At 73.5% G+C, this 15431-nt stretch carries 14 protein-coding genes; 6 read left to right on the forward strand and 8 right to left on the reverse strand.

Features of this window, described 5'->3' with window-relative positions; translation table 11 throughout:
• The first annotated feature begins 97 nt into the window (after positions 1-97).
• Complete coding sequence (locus tag ABZ135_RS20835; RefSeq protein WP_356697696.1) at positions 98-1150, forward strand: hypothetical protein; 1053 nt, start codon at positions 98-100, stop codon at positions 1148-1150.
• 124 nt (positions 1151-1274) lie between these two features.
• Positions 1275-1754 (forward strand): VOC family protein, encoded by a 480-nt coding sequence (locus tag ABZ135_RS20840; RefSeq protein ID WP_356697697.1) that lies wholly within the window; start codon positions 1275-1277, stop codon positions 1752-1754.
• A 17-nt stretch (positions 1755-1771) separates the two neighbouring features.
• Here the strand turns inward: ABZ135_RS20840 and ABZ135_RS20845 are convergent, their stop codons facing one another.
• The 5 genes from ABZ135_RS20845 to ABZ135_RS20865 form a co-directional block, all read right to left on the reverse strand.
• Positions 1772-2533 carry an SDR family oxidoreductase gene (locus ABZ135_RS20845; RefSeq protein WP_356697698.1) on the reverse strand — a complete coding sequence of 254 codons (762 nt, stop codon included), beginning with the start codon at positions 2531-2533 and terminating at the stop codon, positions 1772-1774.
• Between the two features lie 104 nt (positions 2534-2637).
• Positions 2638-3222, reverse strand: a complete 585-nt coding sequence (locus ABZ135_RS20850) for a TetR family transcriptional regulator (protein WP_356697699.1) — start codon at positions 3220-3222, stop codon at positions 2638-2640.
• A gap of 68 nt (positions 3223-3290) precedes the next feature.
• Entirely contained in the window at positions 3291-3620 is a 330-nt protein-coding gene (nirD, locus tag ABZ135_RS20855; protein ID WP_356697700.1) for a nitrite reductase small subunit NirD, read from the reverse strand.
• Entirely contained in the window at positions 3617-6211 is a 2595-nt protein-coding gene (nirB, locus tag ABZ135_RS20860; RefSeq protein WP_356697701.1) for a nitrite reductase large subunit NirB, read from the reverse strand. Before nirB ends, nirD begins: the two co-directional genes overlap by 4 nt.
• 1 nt (position 6212) lies before the next feature.
• Complete coding sequence (locus tag ABZ135_RS20865) at positions 6213-7808, reverse strand: FAD-dependent oxidoreductase (RefSeq protein ID WP_356697702.1); 1596 nt, start codon at positions 7806-7808, stop codon at positions 6213-6215.
• A 229-nt stretch (positions 7809-8037) separates the two neighbouring features.
• Here ABZ135_RS20865 and ABZ135_RS20870 point away from each other — a divergent pair, with 229 nt between their 5' ends.
• Complete coding sequence (locus ABZ135_RS20870; RefSeq protein ID WP_356697703.1) at positions 8038-8826, forward strand: TSUP family transporter; 789 nt, start codon at positions 8038-8040, stop codon at positions 8824-8826.
• A 25-nt stretch (positions 8827-8851) separates the two neighbouring features.
• Here the strand turns inward: ABZ135_RS20870 and ABZ135_RS20875 are convergent, their stop codons facing one another.
• From ABZ135_RS20875 to ABZ135_RS20885, 3 genes are all read right to left on the reverse strand, one after another.
• Positions 8852-9472, reverse strand: a complete 621-nt coding sequence (locus tag ABZ135_RS20875; RefSeq protein ID WP_356697704.1) for a class F sortase — start codon at positions 9470-9472, stop codon at positions 8852-8854.
• An 86-nt stretch (positions 9473-9558) separates the two neighbouring features.
• Positions 9559-10125, reverse strand: coding sequence for a hypothetical protein (locus ABZ135_RS20880; RefSeq protein WP_356697705.1), 567 nt, complete (start codon positions 10123-10125; stop codon positions 9559-9561).
• Positions 10126-10379: 254 nt separating this feature from the next.
• Positions 10380-11195 carry an aminotransferase class IV gene (locus ABZ135_RS20885; RefSeq protein WP_356697706.1) on the reverse strand — a complete coding sequence of 272 codons (816 nt, stop codon included), beginning with the start codon at positions 11193-11195 and terminating at the stop codon, positions 10380-10382.
• A 72-nt stretch (positions 11196-11267) separates the two neighbouring features.
• Between ABZ135_RS20885 and ABZ135_RS20890 the strand changes: the two genes are divergently transcribed.
• The 3 genes from ABZ135_RS20890 to ABZ135_RS20900 all read left to right on the forward strand — a co-directional run.
• Positions 11268-11867, forward strand: coding sequence for an NAD(P)H-dependent oxidoreductase (locus ABZ135_RS20890; RefSeq protein ID WP_356697707.1), 600 nt, complete (start codon positions 11268-11270; stop codon positions 11865-11867).
• A gap of 99 nt (positions 11868-11966) precedes the next feature.
• Entirely contained in the window at positions 11967-13754 is a 1788-nt protein-coding gene (locus ABZ135_RS20895) for an ABC transporter ATP-binding protein (RefSeq protein ID WP_356697708.1), read from the forward strand.
• On the forward strand, positions 13751-15431 hold a 1681-nt coding region (locus ABZ135_RS20900), incomplete at its 3' end, for an ABC transporter ATP-binding protein (protein ID WP_356697709.1). The genes ABZ135_RS20895 and ABZ135_RS20900, both read left to right, overlap by 4 nt.

The raw sequence follows: 15431 nt of genomic DNA on the forward strand, positions 1-15431 counted from the left end.
GGAAACTAGGAGTACGGAGTTGACTGTGCATCAACAAGCGGTAAAGGGGAAGCGGCGGGAGTGGGGCGGTGTCAGTGGCCCCCGCTACGTTCGGGCCATGACCACGGATTTCGACGCACGCCCGATCGCCTCGCTCACGTTCCCCGGAGTGGGTGCGCTCCTCGACGAGCCGGCCGTCGAGAAGCGAGGGCACGGCCGGCGCCGCGCCCTGCTCCTGCAGGGAGCCGAGCTGGAGGCGCACGACCTGGACGCCCTCCTGGCGGGGGAGGGGGCACCGGAGTCCGTGTTCCCGCTGCCCTGGCCCGGCTGGGAGCACGGCTTCCACTCGGTGAGCCCGGACGGCACCTTCGCCGCCTTCTCGGGGCAGCGCTCGGTGCGGGCGGTGAACGCCGACGGCACGACCCGGTGGGTGTACGAGCACGGCTGCTGGGACCAGCGGGTCGGCCACCCGCACACCGGCGACGAGCTCCAGATCTGCCCGGGATACGAGCACGGCTCCTGCCGGGTCTCCGACGACGGCCGGTTCGTGTGGGCCCATGTCGTGCTCACGGCGGGCGAGGAGCCCCAGGACTACCTGGAGGGCTGGGTGGTCCTCGACGCCGAGGACGGCCGGGAGCTGGCCCGGCACGCCCTGGAGGAGAGCGTCGCCTCCGGCTCCTGCCACCTCTCCCATCCGGACGGCGTCCACATGGGCCTCGACATCGGCATGGGGCAGGACGGCGTCCTCGTGTACTGGGGGCGCTGGGACGGCGAGCGGCTGACCGTCCACGACGAGCTGAACAAGGACCTCGACCGCATCCTGTTCGACGTCCACCCCGACCACCCCGGCTTCCTGACCGTCGAGCACTACGCCGACGACATCCGGCTGCACGCCCTCGACGGCACGGTCCTCGCCGAGACCGACGCGCTGCACTGGGACCACGCCTGCGGCTTCCTCGACGGCGCCACCGTCCTGGCCACCAGCGGGATCGAGTACGAGGAGGACCCGGAGGAGTACGGCACCTGGCTCCTGGACGCCCGCACCCTGGAGATACGCGGCCGCGTCCGCTACCCCGAGGGCCGGACCGACAGCCAGGTCCTGCCCCTCGGCGACGGCACCTGGCTCACGTACGACCGCGCGGCGGGCACCGTCCACCGCTGGGAGATCTGAGCCCGGGAAAAACTCCGGGAGGACGGCGAACGGGCGATGAGTTCCGGGCGGCCCGACCGTCTTACCTCTCGAAAGCGCCGATACGGCTGTGACCGACAAGGCCCCGAGGGAAGAGAGAGACACCATGGCCCCGCAGACGATCTTCGTGAACCTGCCGGTGAAGGACCTCGACGTGAGCAAGTCCTTCTACGAGAAGCTCGGCTACACGATCAACCCGCAGTTCAGCGACGAGACCGCCGCCTGTGTGGTCATCAGCGACACGATCTTCGCGATGCTGCTCACCGAGGAGAAGTTCAAGAGCTTCACCGCCCCGGGCAAGGAGATCGCCGACGCGACCAGGAGCACCGAGGTGCTGATCACCCTGAGCGCCGAGAGCCGCGAGAAGACCGACGAGCTCGCGGACAGGGCCCTGGCCGTCGGCGGCAGCCCGGCGAAGGAGCCGATGGACCTCGGCTTCATGTACGGGCGTTCCTTCGCCGACCCGGACGGCCACCACTGGGAGGTCTTCTGGATGGACCCGGCGGCCGTCGCCGAGGGTGGCCAGGGCGCCGAGGGCGGACAGGGCCCCGAGGGCGGGCAGGGTGCCGGAGGCGGGCAGGGCTGACGCCTCCGGCAACCGCGTCAGGCCGAGGCACCGCCGTCGATCACGAGATCCGTGCCGACGGCGGAGCCGGCCGCGTCCGAGGCGAGGTAGAGGACGGCGCCCGCCACCTCGTCCACCGTGGAGACCCGCCCGAGCGGTGACTGCTCCTTCATCCGCACCTCGCGCTCGGCCTCGCTCTCGCCCGGCAGCAGCGACATCGCCGACGCCAGGGGGCCGGGGCTCACCGCGTTGATCCGGATCCCGTCGGCCACGTGGTCGAGGGCCGCCGCCCGCGTGATCGCCGAGACCGCGGCCTTGGAGACCTGGTAGCCGAAGACGCCCGGGATGCGGCGGTGCGGGCCCAGGTTGGACGAGATGTTGACGATCGCCCCGCCGCCGTGGCCGCGCATGTGGGCGATCTCCGCCTGGAGCGCGTGCAGGACGCCGGTGACGTTGATGTCGAGCAGGGTGTGCCAGTCCTCCAGGGGGAAGTCGGCGGCGCTGTGGCCGCCGCGGAAGACCCCGGCGTTGTTCACGGCCACGTCGAGCCCGCCGAAGGCCGCCACCGTGTCCCGTACCAGCGTGTGCATGTCCTCGGCGCGGGCGACATCGGCGGTGAAGGCGCGGGCGGTGCCGCCCGCGGCCTCGATCAGCGCCACCGTCTCGTCCAGGGTGGCCGCGCTGCGGCCCGCCACGGCGACCCGGGCGCCCTCGGCGGCGAAGGCCAGCGCGATGGCCCGGCCGAGCCCGGAGCCGGCGCCGGTGACGAGTGCGGTGCGGTCGGTGAAGCGGTGCGACATGGTCGCCTCCTTGAAGGTCGGATATTTGACCGGTCATTCCGTTATCAGGGCCTGAAAGAGGGCGCCCGAAGGCGCCCGAGCAACGAGATCGGATCGGTGCGGGCTCAGTCGAGCAGGGCCAGCGCCTGCTCCGCCGCGTCGTGCACGCGGGCCGGGTCGCTGGACGCCTTGCCCACCACCCGCAGCCCCTGCAACAGCACGAGCAGCATCCGGGCGAGCGCCCGCGGATCACGGTCCTCCGGCAGCTCGCCCTGCGCCCGGGCCCTGCTCAGCGCACTGTGCAGCAGGGTCTCGACGTGCTCCCAGCTCAGCTCCACCCGGCGCCTCACCTCGGCGTCGTGGGGCGCCAGTTCGGCCGCCGAGTTGGTGACGAGGCAACCCATCTGGCGCTCCCCGTCGGTGGCGGCCTGCGCCGCGAACCGGCGCACCAGGGCGCGTACGGCCGGCAGCGCGGGGCCCGGGGCGGACAGCTCCGCCATGACCCGCGGGTCACGTGTCTCCAGGTAGCGCTCCAGCGCCCTCATGTACAGCTCGTGCTTGCTGCCGAAGGTCGCGTAGATGCTGGCGCGGCCGATGCCGAGGTGCTCGACGAGGTCCGCCATCGAGGTCGCCTCGTAGCCGCGCGCCCAGAACAGCTCGAGAGCCGACTGGAGCGCGACGTCCGGATCGAATGCCTTGGTCCTGGCCACGAGGCGACCGTACGCCCTTTCAGGGGTGCTTTTCAAGAACGACCGGTCAAGAAAGAGGGGGAGTTCCCTCAGACCGTCCGCACCGGGTACACCGCCACCGCCACCTCGTCGTCGTCCAGGCACCGACCCGTCTCCAGGTCGAAGCGCTGCTTCAGCAGCGGCGACGCCACGAATGGCCGCCCCTCCGCCGAGCCGAGCAGCCCGCGGGAGAGCACCTGCGCGCCCGTGAACGGGTCGCGGTTGTCGATCGCGTACGTCCGGCCCGCCCGGTCCCGGAAGACCGCCGCCTGCCGGCCGTCCGGCAGCAGCGCCGCCATGCCCCGCCCCGGCGTCAGCCGGGACTCCTCGCAGACCGTCATCCAGGAGTTGTCGGACAGGGAAAGTTCGAGCGTCGTCATCGGGAGGTGGCTCCTTCCAGGGGCTGGGTGCCGAGGGACTGGGAGTCGAGGGGTTGGGTGTCCAGGGGCCTGGTGCCGATCGTCAGGATCGTCAGGTCCGGCTTGATCTGGTCGCGCTCCGGCACGAAGCGGACCGTCGGGTCCGGCGTCTCCGGCGCGTTCACGAAGGAGACGAAGCGCCGCAGCCGCTCCGGGTCGTCGAGGGTCTCGGCCCACTCGTCCCGGTAGCCGGCGACATGCGCGGCCATCAGCGCCTCCAGCTCGTCGCACAGGCCGAGCGAGTCGTGCACCACCACGTCCCGCAGGTGGTCGAGCCCGCCCTCCAGGCGCTCCAGCCAGGTCGAGGTGCGCTCCAGACGGTCGGCGGTGCGGATGTAGAACATCAGGAACCGGTCGATCAGCCGCACCAGTTCGGCGTCCGACAGGTCCTGGGCCAGCAGGTCGGCGTGGCGCGGGGTCGCGCCGCCGTTGCCGCCCACGTACAGATTCCAGCCGTTCGCCGTCGCGATGACGCCGAAGTCCTTCGACTGGGCCTCCGCGCACTCGCGGGCGCAGCCGGAGACCGCCGACTTCAGCTTGTGCGGGGCCCGCAGACCGCGGTAGCGCAGCTCCAGTCCGATCGCCATCTTCACGGAGTCCTGCACGCCGTAGCGGCACCAGGTCTGCCCCACGCAGGACTTCACCGTGCGCAGCGCCTTGCCGTAGGCGTGACCGGACTCGAAGCCGGCGTCGACGAGCCGGGTCCAGATCGCCGGGAGCTGGTCGACGCGGGCGCCGAAGAGGTCGATCCGCTGACCTCCGGTGATCTTCGTGTAGAGGCCGAAGTCCCGGGCCACCTCGCCGATCACGATCAGCTTCTCGGGGGTGATCTCGCCGCCGGGGATGCGCGGCACCACCGAATAGGAGCCGTTGCGCTGGAGGTTCGCCAGATGGTGGTCGTTGGTGTCCTGGAGCGCGGCCTGCTCGCCGTCCAGGATGTAGCCGCCCGCGCCGATCACCGGGGCGAGGCTGGCCAGGATGGAGCCGACGGTCGGCTTGCAGACCTCGCAGCCCTCGCCGCCCTTGGCCGCGTCCCGCCCGTGCGAGTCGAGGAGCGCGGCGAAGGAGGTCACCCGGAGCGTGCGGGCGATCTCGTAGAGCTCGCTGCGGGTGTACGAGAAGCAGCCGCAGAGCCCTTTGTCGGTGGCCGCCGGCAGCAGCTTCTCGATCACCTTCACACAGCTTCCGCAGCCGGTGCCGGCCTTGGTGCACTTCTTCACCTCGGGCAGCGAGGTGCACTGGGTGATGGCGTGCTTGGTCACGTTGTGGCAGGAGCAGATCACCGCGTCGTCCGGCAGCGCGGACGGGCCGAGCGCGACCGGCGCGCCCACCCCCGCCGGGAGCACCAACTGCTCGGGCGAGACCGGCGGCCTGCTGCCGGTGAGCGGGCGCAGCATGCCGTACGACTCGGCGTCGCCGACCAGGACGCCGCCGAGGAGCCGGCCCTCGCCGTCGACGACCAGCTTCTTGTAGATCCCGGAGCGCGAGTCGGAGTAGACGACGTCGAGGCAGCCCTCGGCGGTGCCGTGCGCGTCGCCGAAGGAGGCCACGTCCACGCCGAGCAGCTTGAGCTTGGTCGACATGTCCGCGCCGGTGAAGCCGTCCCCGGTCTCCTCCTCGGCGATCACCCTCGCCGCCGTCTGCGCCATCTCGTAGCCGGGCGCCACCAGGCCGTAGACCCGTCCGTCGACCGCCAGCGCGCACTCGCCGATGGCGAACACCGCCGGGTCGGAGGTCCGGCACATCTCGTCCACGGCGATGCCGCCGCGCTCGCCCACGGCCAGGCCGCAGTCGCGGGCGAGCTGGTCGCGGGGGCGGACGCCCGCCGAGAAGACCACCATGTCGGTGGCGACCTCGGAGCCGTCCGACAGCCTCATGCCGGTGACGGCGCCGTCGGTGGTGACGACCTCCTGGGTGCCGGTGCCGGTGTGGACGGTCAGCCCCATCTGCTCGATCGTGCGCAGCAGGGCCGCGCCGCCGCCCTCGTCGACCTGCACCGGCATCAGCCGGGGCGCGAACTCCACGATGTGGGTGTCGAGTCCGAGGCCCTTGAGCGCGCCGGCCGCCTCCAGGCCGAGCAGACCGCCGCCGACGACCGCGCCGGTCGTCGCCGTCTTCGCGTACTCCTCGATGGCGAGGAGGTCCTCGATGGTGCGGTAGACGAAGCAGCCGCGGGCGTCCTTGCCGGGCACCGGCGGGACGAAGGGGTACGAGCCGGTGGCGAGCACGAGGGTGTCGTACGCGACGACCCGCCCGGACCGTGCGGTGACCGTGCGGGCCTCCCGGTCGATGGCGACCGCCGGGTCGTCGGTGTGCAGCTCGATGCCGTGCCGGGCCATGAAGCCGTCCTCGACCATCGACAGGTCGTCGGGCGTGCGGCCGGAGAAGTACGAGGTGAGCTGGACGCGGTCGTAGGCGGGGCGGGGCTCCTCGCAGAGCACCACGACACGGGCGCGCTCGGTGACGCCGCGGTCCGCGAGCGCCTCCAGGAACCGCTGGCCGACCATTCCGTGGCCGACCAGGACGATGGTGGGGGTGGGCGCGGTCGTCATGTCAGGAGCCTCCGTCGTGGGTGAGCAGGTGCAGCAGGGGGGCGTCGGGCAGGGCCTCGTCGCCCTCCCAGGCCCGGGCGAGCGTCCCGACCGCGGCGAGATCGCCGAAGAGGACGCCGCCGACGAGCCGGTCGCCGCGGACGACGACCTTCCGGTACGCCCGCCGGGTCGCGTCCGTGAGCTGGACGACGTCGTCCCCCGGGGCGGCGGTGGTCTCCCCGAACACGGCGAGGTCGAGCGACTCGGCGCCGGCGAGGGTGAGACGGGTCAGGGCGCGGGTGCCGGTGTAGCGGGGGCGGGGGCCCGGGGTGGCGGGGGTGGCCGGGGCGACCGGGGCGGCCGGGGCGGCGGGCACCTCGGGCGCGGCCGGGGCCCCCGGGGCGGCCGGGCCCTCCGGGGCAGCCGACGCGAGCGGGGCTACCGGGCCCCCTGGGGTGGCCGGGGTGGCGGGCACCTCGGACGTGGCCGGGGCCCCCGGGGCGATTGGGGCCTCCGGGGCACCCGGGGCACCCGGGGCGGCCGACGCGAGTGGGGCGACTGGGGCCCCCGGGGCGACCGGGCCCCCTGGGGTGGCCGGGGTGGCCGGGGTGGCGGGCGCCTCGGGCACGGCCGGGCCCCCCGGGCCCTCCGGAGCCCTCGGCGCGGTCGACGCGAGCGGCCCGGTCAGGGGCGCCGGCGTGGTCAGGGGCCCGGGCGGGGGCAGGGGCTCCGGCGTGGATAGCAGGTCCGCCAGGACGTCGGCCTGGTCGAGCGCCGGGCCCGCGAGCCCGTACACCCGGCCGTCGTGTTCCGCGCAGTCACCGATCGCGTGGATGTACGGGTCGGAGGTGCGCAGCTCGTCGTCCACCACCACGCCCGTGCGGACGTCGAGCCCTGCCTCCCGGGCCAGGGCCACGCGGGGGCGGACCCCGCAGGCCAGGACGACGACCTGGGCGTCGAGGACGAAGCCGTCGGCGAGTTCGACCGCGGTGACCGCGCCGCCCTCCTGCCGCAGCCCGCTCACCCGGCACTCGGTGTGCACCTCGACCCCGAGCGCCTCCATGTGGGCGCGCAGCAGGGCCGAGGAGTGCGCGTCGAGCTGGCGCTCCATCAGGCGCTCGCCCTGCTGGGTGAGCATCACCTCGGCGCCGAGCGCCGCGAGGGCCCGCGCCGCCGAGACCCCGAGCAGGCCGCCGCCGATGACGACCGCCCGCACCCCGGGGCGTACCGCCCCGCGCAGCGCCAGACAGTCGTCGAGGGTGCGGAACGGATGGACCCCGGAGGGCAGCTCCGCCCCGCGCAGGCCGCGCAGCGGCGGCAGCACCGGCGCCGAACCGGTCGCCAGGACCAGCCGGTCGTACGGCACCCGCGTGCCGTCCGCGCACTGGACCGCCCGGGCCGCGCGGTCGATCCGCACCGCCCGCACGCCGAGCCGGGCCGGCTTCCGCGCCTCGGGCAGGGCGATCACCTCGGGGCCGTACCGCCCGGCGAGGACGTCCGCCAGCAGCAGCCTGTTGTACGGTGCGTGCGGCTCTTCGCCGAGCAGGGTGACCGGCAGGCGCTGGGCGAGCCGGGCGCCCGCCGTTCCGCCGCCGACCACCACGATCCGTGTACTCATACCGGGAAGCGTGCGCGGCGGGTGTTTCCCGGCGACATCCCGACTGTTTCCCGTACGGAACGCTGACCTCACCGCGGCCCCGGCGCACTGTGAGGGCCGGGCCGCGTACACGTCGCGCGTATACGGTCCGCCCGGACCGCGGAGGGGTGCTTCGCCCCGGACCTCAGAAGCAGCTCAAGACTCCCGGGATCGATGGGTGGCACACCCATCGGCCGCCTAGGCTCCAGGCATGCCTGCTGACATCTCCCTGACCACCCTCGTCCTGCTCTGTCTCGCGGCGCTGGTCGCCGGCTGGATCGACGCCGTGGTCGGGGGCGGCGGGCTGCTCCTGCTGCCCGCGCTGCTGCTCGGTCTGCCGCAGGTGCCGGCCGCCCAGATCCTCGGGACCAACAAGGCCGTGGCGATCGTCGGCACGTCCGGCGCCGCCGTCACGTACGTCCGCAAGGCGCCCGTCCGGGTCGGGACGGCGGTACGGATCGGGCTCGCGGCCCTCGCCGGGTCGATGGGCGGCGCCTTCTTCGCGGCCGGGATCAGCAGCGAGGTGCTGCGGCCGGTGATCATGGTGGTGCTGCTCGGGGTCGCCGCCTTCGTGATGCTCCGGCCGTCCTTCGGCACCCGCGCGGCGGGCGAGGAGCGGGCGCCGATCACCCGGGCCAGGATCGTGACCGCGATCGTCGTGGTCGGCGGCGGCATCGGCTTCTACGACGGACTCTTCGGGCCCGGCACCGGCACCTTCCTGGTGCTCGCCCTGACGGCGGTGCTGCACCTGGACCTGGTGACGGCCTCCGCCACCGCGAAGATCGTCAATGTCTGCACCAACGCGGGCGCGCTCGCGATGTTCGCCTACCAGGGGAACGTGCTGTGGCAGCTCGCCGCCGTCATGGCCGTCTTCAACCTCGCCGGTGGCATGCTCGGCGCGCGGATGGCGCTGCGGAAGGGCGCGGAGTTCGTGCGCGGCGTGCTGCTCGTGGTCGTCTTCTCGCTGGTCGCGAAGCTGGCCTTCGACCAGTGGGCGTAGCGGGCACGACCGGGAACGGCCCGGCTCAGCGGACCCCGATCAGATGGCCGAACGCGACCACGTTGCCCTGGTAGCCGCCGGACTTCTTCGAGAAGCCGCCGCCGCAGGTGATCACCCGGATCTCGGCCCGGTCCGCCTCCCCGTACACCTTGGCGTCGGGGAACCGGTCCTTGTCGTAGACCTCGACCGCGTCGATCGTGAACACGGCGGTACGGCCGTCCTGCCGGTCCACCTCGATCCGGTGCCCCTTCTTCAGGGCGCCGAGCGCGTAGAAGACCGCGGGGCCCTCGGCGTTGTCGACGTGGCCCGCGACGATCGCGGTGCCCGCGGCGCCGGGCCGCGTCCCGTCCTCGTACCAGCCGGCCAGATTGCGGTCGTCGGCCGGCGGCACGTCGAGCGTGCCGTCGGCGCCGAGGCCGAGCCCTATCAGGGGCGTGTCCACGTCGATCTCGGGGATGCGCAGCCGTACCGGCTCGGAGGGCGGGAGCGGGTCGGCGGCGGCGTCGGTGTGGACGCTCGGCCCGGCGGCGAATGCCTGCGCGGCCGAGGGCACCGGCGGGGTGACCTCGCCCGAGCCGTTCTGGATCATCCAGAGGCCCACGCAGGCGGCCACGGCTATGCCCCAGCCCTTGCTCCTGTTGCTCATGCTGCTGCTCTCCGGGTACGGGTGTGGCCCTGCCCCCGCCGGGCCGTCAGCGGGCGCGCGGCGGGGGCAGGACGAGGGCGGTACGGTCAGCCGTCCTGCGCGCCGCTCGCCCGGCGGCGCAGGAGCCAGGTACCGCCGACGACGGCCGCGGCCAGCACCGCCGCGCCCGCCGCGATCTGGGCGTGGTCGGGGCCGACGCTGCCGCCGATCCCGGTGCGCACGTGCCCGCTGGGGTTCTTGTGCTTGACGACGAGCTCGCCGCGGGCCGTCCGGCCGTTGTCGCAGGCGACGCTGATCCAGTACGTCCCGGCCTTGGCGTGGTGCGGCACGGTGAACTGGCCGACCACGACCTCCTTGTGGGTGCTGGGGGTGAGCGGGAACTCGCCCGCGCCGAGCGCGTTCGCGTCGCCCACGCCGCGGCCGTTCTTGCCGCAGGCGAGGGTGTTCACCGTGACGGTCGTGCCCGGGTCGGCGGAGGAGGGGTAGACCTCCAGCGCCTCGGACTTTCCGCTGTGGTTGTTGCTGCTGTTGTGACTGTTGCTGCTGCTGCCGCCGTCGTTGTCGCCGGCGTACGCCAGGGGAGTGGCGAAGGCGCCGAGGGCGACGACCGTCAGCGCGGTACCGGTGAGCAGGGGGACAGGGGTGCGGCGCATGGGGGCCTCCGTGGCGCGCGGACGTCTTCCGGAAAGGGGCTTCCGTAGGACCGAGGTAAACGCCCGGGCGCGACCCGCGCCTGCTGATGTGCTGTCAGAATTGCTCCGTCCGGTGCGGCGCGTCCCCTGGTACACGGACGTCTCCGCAGCTCGGAGCGGGTTTCTCGGCGTCACCTGACGGTCCGTGCCGAACGGGTGACCGGTCGCCCGTCTGTGCGAGCGGGCGGCGCCGCTCAAGGGCCGCCGCTACGCCGTCACGCCCCCTCCAGGGCGTCCCACGGGACCGCCTCGTACGCCCCGTACACCCGGGCCATCAACTCCTCGTCCACCGTGAGGGCGGTGTCGTCGATGCGGGAGACCGGGGCGATGCCGCGCGAGTTCGTGACGAAGGCGGAGCGGAAGGCGGGCACGTCGGCCAGGGTCACCCGGCGGGTCACGGACGGCAGCCGGGGGGCGAGCAGCGACATGGTGACGCCGGCGAGGCAGGGGGCCGAGGGCCAGACCACCGAGGTGCCGTCCCAGAAGCCGATGTTGGTGACCGCGCCCTCCGCGATCTCGCCGTCCGGCCCGCCGGTGAGCAGGGCCTCGTCGAAGCCCGCGCGGCGGGCCGCGTCGCCGTGGAAGGTCTGCCCGAAGCCGCCCAGGTGCTTGAGGTGCGCGGCCGGCCGCCAGTACGCGACGGACTTCAGGGCCTGGGGCGTGCGGTCCACCGGGTACGGGGCCCGCACCGTCACGACCGTACGGGCGCCCTCGTACACGTACACCCGCGCCGAGGCGTCCCGCCGCCCCGCCGCCGCGAGCGCCCCGGCGAGCAGCGAGCGGACCCGCCCGCCGTCCAGGCCCCGGCCGAACAGCTCACGGGTGGCCCGGTCGAGCCGGTCCAGGTGCAGTCCGAGCCCCTGCACCCGGCCGTCGCGCACCTGCATCGCCGTGAAGTGGCCGTAGCCGCTCATCAGGGCCGCCAGGAGCTCCGCGTCGGCGGCCGGCTCGCCGTCGACCTCGATGTGGAGCGGGGGGAGTCCACCGTCGGGCGTCGTCGGGGCGGGAGGGGTGGGCGGAGGCGTCGTCATGTGTCCACCGTATGCCGGGAGATTCGTGCCGCGCTTGACCTCAACCAAACTTGAGGTACCAGGATCCTCGGCATGGACCTCACGAACTCCACCACCACGCCCCTGAACCTCGCCGTCATCGTCGCCAGCAACCGCGAGGGCCGCTTCGGCCCCGTCGTCGCCGACTGGTTCACCGCCCGCACCGGAGAGCGCGACGACTTCACCACCCGGGTCGTCGACCTCGCCGAGATCGACCTGCCCACCGCCCTCTCCCACCGCCCCGGCCCCGCCGTCCGCGCCGAACTCGACAAGGTCAGCCCGGTCCTGGCCGACGCCGACGCCTTCGTCGTCCTCACCCCCGAGTACAACCACTCCTTCCCCGCCGCCCTCAAGTCCCTGATCGACTGGCACTTCACCGAATGGCAGGCCAAGCCGGTCGGCTTCGTCTCCTACGGCGGCATCTCCGGCGGGCTGCGCGCCGTCGAGCAACTCCGCCAGGTCTTCGCCGAGATGCACGCCGTCACCGTCCGCGACACCGTCTCCTTCCACCAGGTCCACGGCCGCTTCGACGAGGACGGCAACCCCAAGGACCCCACCGGCCCCGACGCCGCCGCCAAGACCATGCTCGACCAGCTCGCCTGGTGGGCCCGCGCCCTGAAGGACGCCAAGTCCGTCCGCCCCTACGCCGGCTGAGCCCGTCCCCACGCCGGCCGGGTCCGTCCCTACCTCGACTGGGTCGGCCCCTACGCCGGCTGGGTCCGCCCCCACGTCGGCTGATCGGAGACCGTCACCATGCTGCTCCGCCTCATCGCGGCGAGACTCGGCCCCCACCGGCCGTTACTCGCCCTCCTCGTCCTCCTCCAGTTGGTCCAGAGCCTCGCCTCCCTCACCCTGCCCGCCCTCAACGCCGGCGTCATCGACGAAGGCGTCCTGCGCGGCGACACCGGCCGCGTCCTGTCCGGCGGCGGCCTGATGCTCGCCGTCACCCTCCTCCAGGCCGCCGCCGCGGCCGCCGCCACCTATGCCGGCGCCCGCGTCGCCATGGGCGTCGCCCGCGACCTGCGCTCCGAGGCGTTCCGCCGCGTGCAGGACTTCTCCGCCCGCGAGACCGGCCGCTTCGGCACAGCGTCCCTCATCACCCGCACCACCAACGACGTCCAGCAGATCCAGACCTTCACCGTCCTCGTCCTCACCATGCTGGTCGCCGCACCCCTGATGTGCCTGGGCGGCCTCGCCATGGCCGTCCGCCAGGACGTGCCGCTCTTCCTGGTCCTGCTGCTCTTCGTCCCCGTCATGACCGGCGCCGTCGGCACGATCGTGCTGCGCATGCGACCCCTGTTCCGCGGCATGCAGCAACGCGTCGACCGGGTCAACCGGCTGCTGCGCGAACAGATCACCGGCATCCGCGTGGTCCGCGCCTTCGTCCGCGACCGGCACGAACAGCGCCGCTTCGCCGGCGCCAACGACGAACTGCACGCCGTCGGCCTGCGGGCCGGCCGCCTCCAGGCCGTCATGTTCCCGACCGTCCTGGTCGTCTGGGAGGCCACCACCGTCGGCCTCCTCTGGATCGGCGCCCACCGCCTCGACTCCGGTGCGCTCCAGGCCGGTTCGCTCGTCGCCTTCCTCGGCTACCTGCTCCAGATCGGCATGTCCGTGATGATGGTCCTCTTCCTCCTCATGCACATGCCCCGCGCCGAGGTCAGCGCCGAACGCGTCCGCGAACTCCTCGACACCACCCCGTCCGTCACCCCGCCCGCCACGCCGCTCGCCCCGGCCGCCGACCCCGGCCGGCTCGACCTCACCGGCGTCGGCTTCCGCTACCCCGGCGCCGAGGAACCCGTCCTCACGGACATCGCCCTCAGCGCCCGCCCCGGCCGCACCACCGCCGTCGTCGGCTCCACCGGCAGCGGCAAGTCCACCCTCCTCGGCCTCGTGCCCCGGCTCCACGACACCACCGCCGGCCGGGTCACCCTCGGCGGCACCGACGTCCGCGACCTCGACCCGGCCCTGCTCGCCCGCACGGTCGGGCTCGTCCCCCAGAAGCCGTACCTCTTCTCGGGGACGGTCGCGAGCAACCTGCGGTACGGGAAGCCGGACGCGACCGACGAGGAGCTGTGGCACGCCCTGGAGGTCGCCCAGGCCGCCGACTTCGTCCGCGCGCTGCCCGAGGGCCTCGACGCCCCCGTCACCCAGGGAGGCGGCAACCTCTCCGGCGGGCAGCGCCAGCGCCTGGCCATCGCCCGGGTCCTCGTCGCCCGGCCCCGCGTCTACCTGTTCGACGACTCCTTCTCCGCCCTCGACAACGCCACCGACGCCAGGCTGCGCGCCGCGCTCGCCGAGGAGACCGCGGACGCGACCGTCGTCATCGTCGCCCAGCGGGTCTCCACCATCCGCGACGCCGACCGGATCGTCGTCCTCGACCGGGGGCGGGTCGTCGGCACCGGCCGCCACGAGGAACTGCTCGCGGACAACCCGACCTACCGGGAGATCGTCCGCTCCCAGCTCACCGAGGACACGGACGACGCCGCCGGGGAACCCGCCGGCCGGCTCACCGCCCAGGACCAGGAGGCCGTCGCATGAGCACCGCCGCACCCATCCGGCCGCAGGGCCGGGACCAGGACCGAGGGCAGGACCAGGAGCAGGACCAGACCCGGGACCAAGCCCAGGCCCCGGCCCAAGCCCAGGCCCAGGCCCAGGCCCAGGCCCAGGCCCAGGCCCAGGCCCAGGCCCAGGCCCAGGCCCAGGCCCAGGCCCAGGCCCAGGCCCAGGCCCAGGACCGAGCCCAGGACCGAGCCCAGGACCGAGCCCAGGCCCAGGCCCAGGACCGGCCCCAGGCCCGGGACCGGGTGACTCCCGCCAGGATCGGCCCCGCCGCTACCCAGCGCGGCCCCGGCCTCGCCACCCCCGCCCTCGAACGCTCCCTCGACTTCCGCGGCTCCGGCCTCCGCCTGCTGCGCACCCTGACCCCCGACCGCCCGCTGCTCCTCGCCGTCCTCGCCACCGCGGCCCTCGCCGTCGCCCTGAACGTCCTCTCCCCGAAGATCCTCGGCCACGCCACCGACCTCGTCGTCTCCGGCGCCGGCACTCCCACCGGCGTCGACTTCACCGCCGTCGGCCGGGCGCTCGCCGCCTCCGCCACGGTGGTCGCCGCGGCCGCCGCCCTCATGTGGGTCCAGCAGCGGCTCGCCACCACCGTCGTCCAGCGGGCCGGCCACCGGCTGCGTGCCCGCGCCCAGGCGAAGCTGTCCCGGCTGCCGCTGCGCTACGTCGACCGCCAGTCCCGCGGCGAGCTCCTCTCCCGCACCACCAACGACATCGACAACGTCGTCCAGACCCTCCAGCAGGCGTTCAGCCAGATGATCCGGGCCCTGCTCACCCTGGTCGGCGTGCTCGCGATGATGTTCTGGATCTCGCCGACGCTCGCCCTCATCGTGCTCGGCACCGTGCCCGTCTCGGTCGGCGTCGCCGCGTACGTCGGCCGCCGCGCCCAGCCGCAGTTCGTCACCCAGTGGTCCGTCACCGGCCGCCTCAACGGCCATGTGGAGGAGATGATCACCGGCCATGCCGAGGTCGTCGCCTTCGGCCGCCGCGCCGAGGCCGTCCGCCGCTTCGACGAGCTCGGCGAGGAGCTCTACCGGGCGAGCTTCCGCGCCCAGTTCATCTCCGGCTTCATCCAGCCCGCCCTCACCCTCGTCGGCAACCTCACCTACGTGGTCGTCGCCGTCGCCGGCGGACTGCGCGTCGCGAGCGGCACCCTGACCGTCGGCGACGTGCAGGCGTTCATCCAGTACTCGTACGAGTTCAACGGCCCCGTCACCCAGGTCGCCGCCATGGCCAACCTGCTCCAGTCCGGCGTCGCGTCCGCCGAGCGGGTCTTCGCCCTCCTCGACGCGGAGGAGGAGACACCGGACCCGGACGCGCCCGAGCGCCCCGCCCGCGCCGAGGGCCGGGGAAGCGGCCGCGTCTCCTTCGAGAAGGTCGCCTTCCGCTACGAGGCGGACAAGCCGTTGATCGAGGACCTGTCGCTCGCGGTGGAGCCGGGGCAGACGGTCGCGATCGTCGGCCCGACCGGGGCCGGGAAGACCACCCTGGTCAATCTGCTGATGCGGTTCTACGAGGTGACCGGGGGCCGGATCACCCTCGACGGCGTCGACATCGCGAGGATGTCCCGCGAGGACCTGCGCTCCGGCATCGGCATGGTCCTCCAGGACACCTGGCTCTTCGGCGGCACCATCGCCGACAACATCGCCTACGGCG

Origin of the sequence: Streptomyces sp. NPDC006339, from assembly GCF_040612775.1 — a bacterium.
GTDB lineage: Bacteria > Actinomycetota > Actinomycetes > Streptomycetales > Streptomycetaceae > Streptomyces.

Excerpts from the sequence above, each read along its gene's own strand:
- ABZ135_RS20870 (WP_356697703.1), top strand. The coding sequence starts at position 8,038 with ATGCCTGCTGACATCTCCCTGACCACCCTCGTCCTGCTCTGTCTCGCG.
- ABZ135_RS20865 (WP_356697702.1), bottom strand. The coding sequence starts at position 7,808 with ATGAGTACACGGATCGTGGTGGTCGGCGGCGGAACGGCGGGCGCCCGG.
- ABZ135_RS20880 (WP_356697705.1), bottom strand. The coding sequence starts at position 10,125 with ATGCGCCGCACCCCTGTCCCCCTGCTCACCGGTACCGCGCTGACGGTC.
- nirB (WP_356697701.1), bottom strand. The coding sequence starts at position 6,211 with ATGACGACCGCGCCCACCCCCACCATCGTCCTGGTCGGCCACGGAATG.
- ABZ135_RS20840 (WP_356697697.1), top strand. The coding sequence starts at position 1,275 with ATGGCCCCGCAGACGATCTTCGTGAACCTGCCGGTGAAGGACCTCGAC.
- ABZ135_RS20875 (WP_356697704.1), bottom strand. The coding sequence starts at position 9,472 with ATGAGCAACAGGAGCAAGGGCTGGGGCATAGCCGTGGCCGCCTGCGTG.
- nirD (WP_356697700.1), bottom strand. The coding sequence starts at position 3,620 with ATGACGACGCTCGAACTTTCCCTGTCCGACAACTCCTGGATGACGGTC.
- ABZ135_RS20845 (WP_356697698.1), bottom strand. The coding sequence starts at position 2,533 with ATGTCGCACCGCTTCACCGACCGCACCGCACTCGTCACCGGCGCCGGC.
- ABZ135_RS20835 (WP_356697696.1), top strand. The coding sequence starts at position 98 with ATGACCACGGATTTCGACGCACGCCCGATCGCCTCGCTCACGTTCCCC.
- ABZ135_RS20890 (WP_356697707.1), top strand. The coding sequence starts at position 11,268 with ATGGACCTCACGAACTCCACCACCACGCCCCTGAACCTCGCCGTCATC.
- ABZ135_RS20895 (WP_356697708.1), top strand. The coding sequence starts at position 11,967 with ATGCTGCTCCGCCTCATCGCGGCGAGACTCGGCCCCCACCGGCCGTTA.
- ABZ135_RS20885 (WP_356697706.1), bottom strand. The coding sequence starts at position 11,195 with ATGACGACGCCTCCGCCCACCCCTCCCGCCCCGACGACGCCCGACGGT.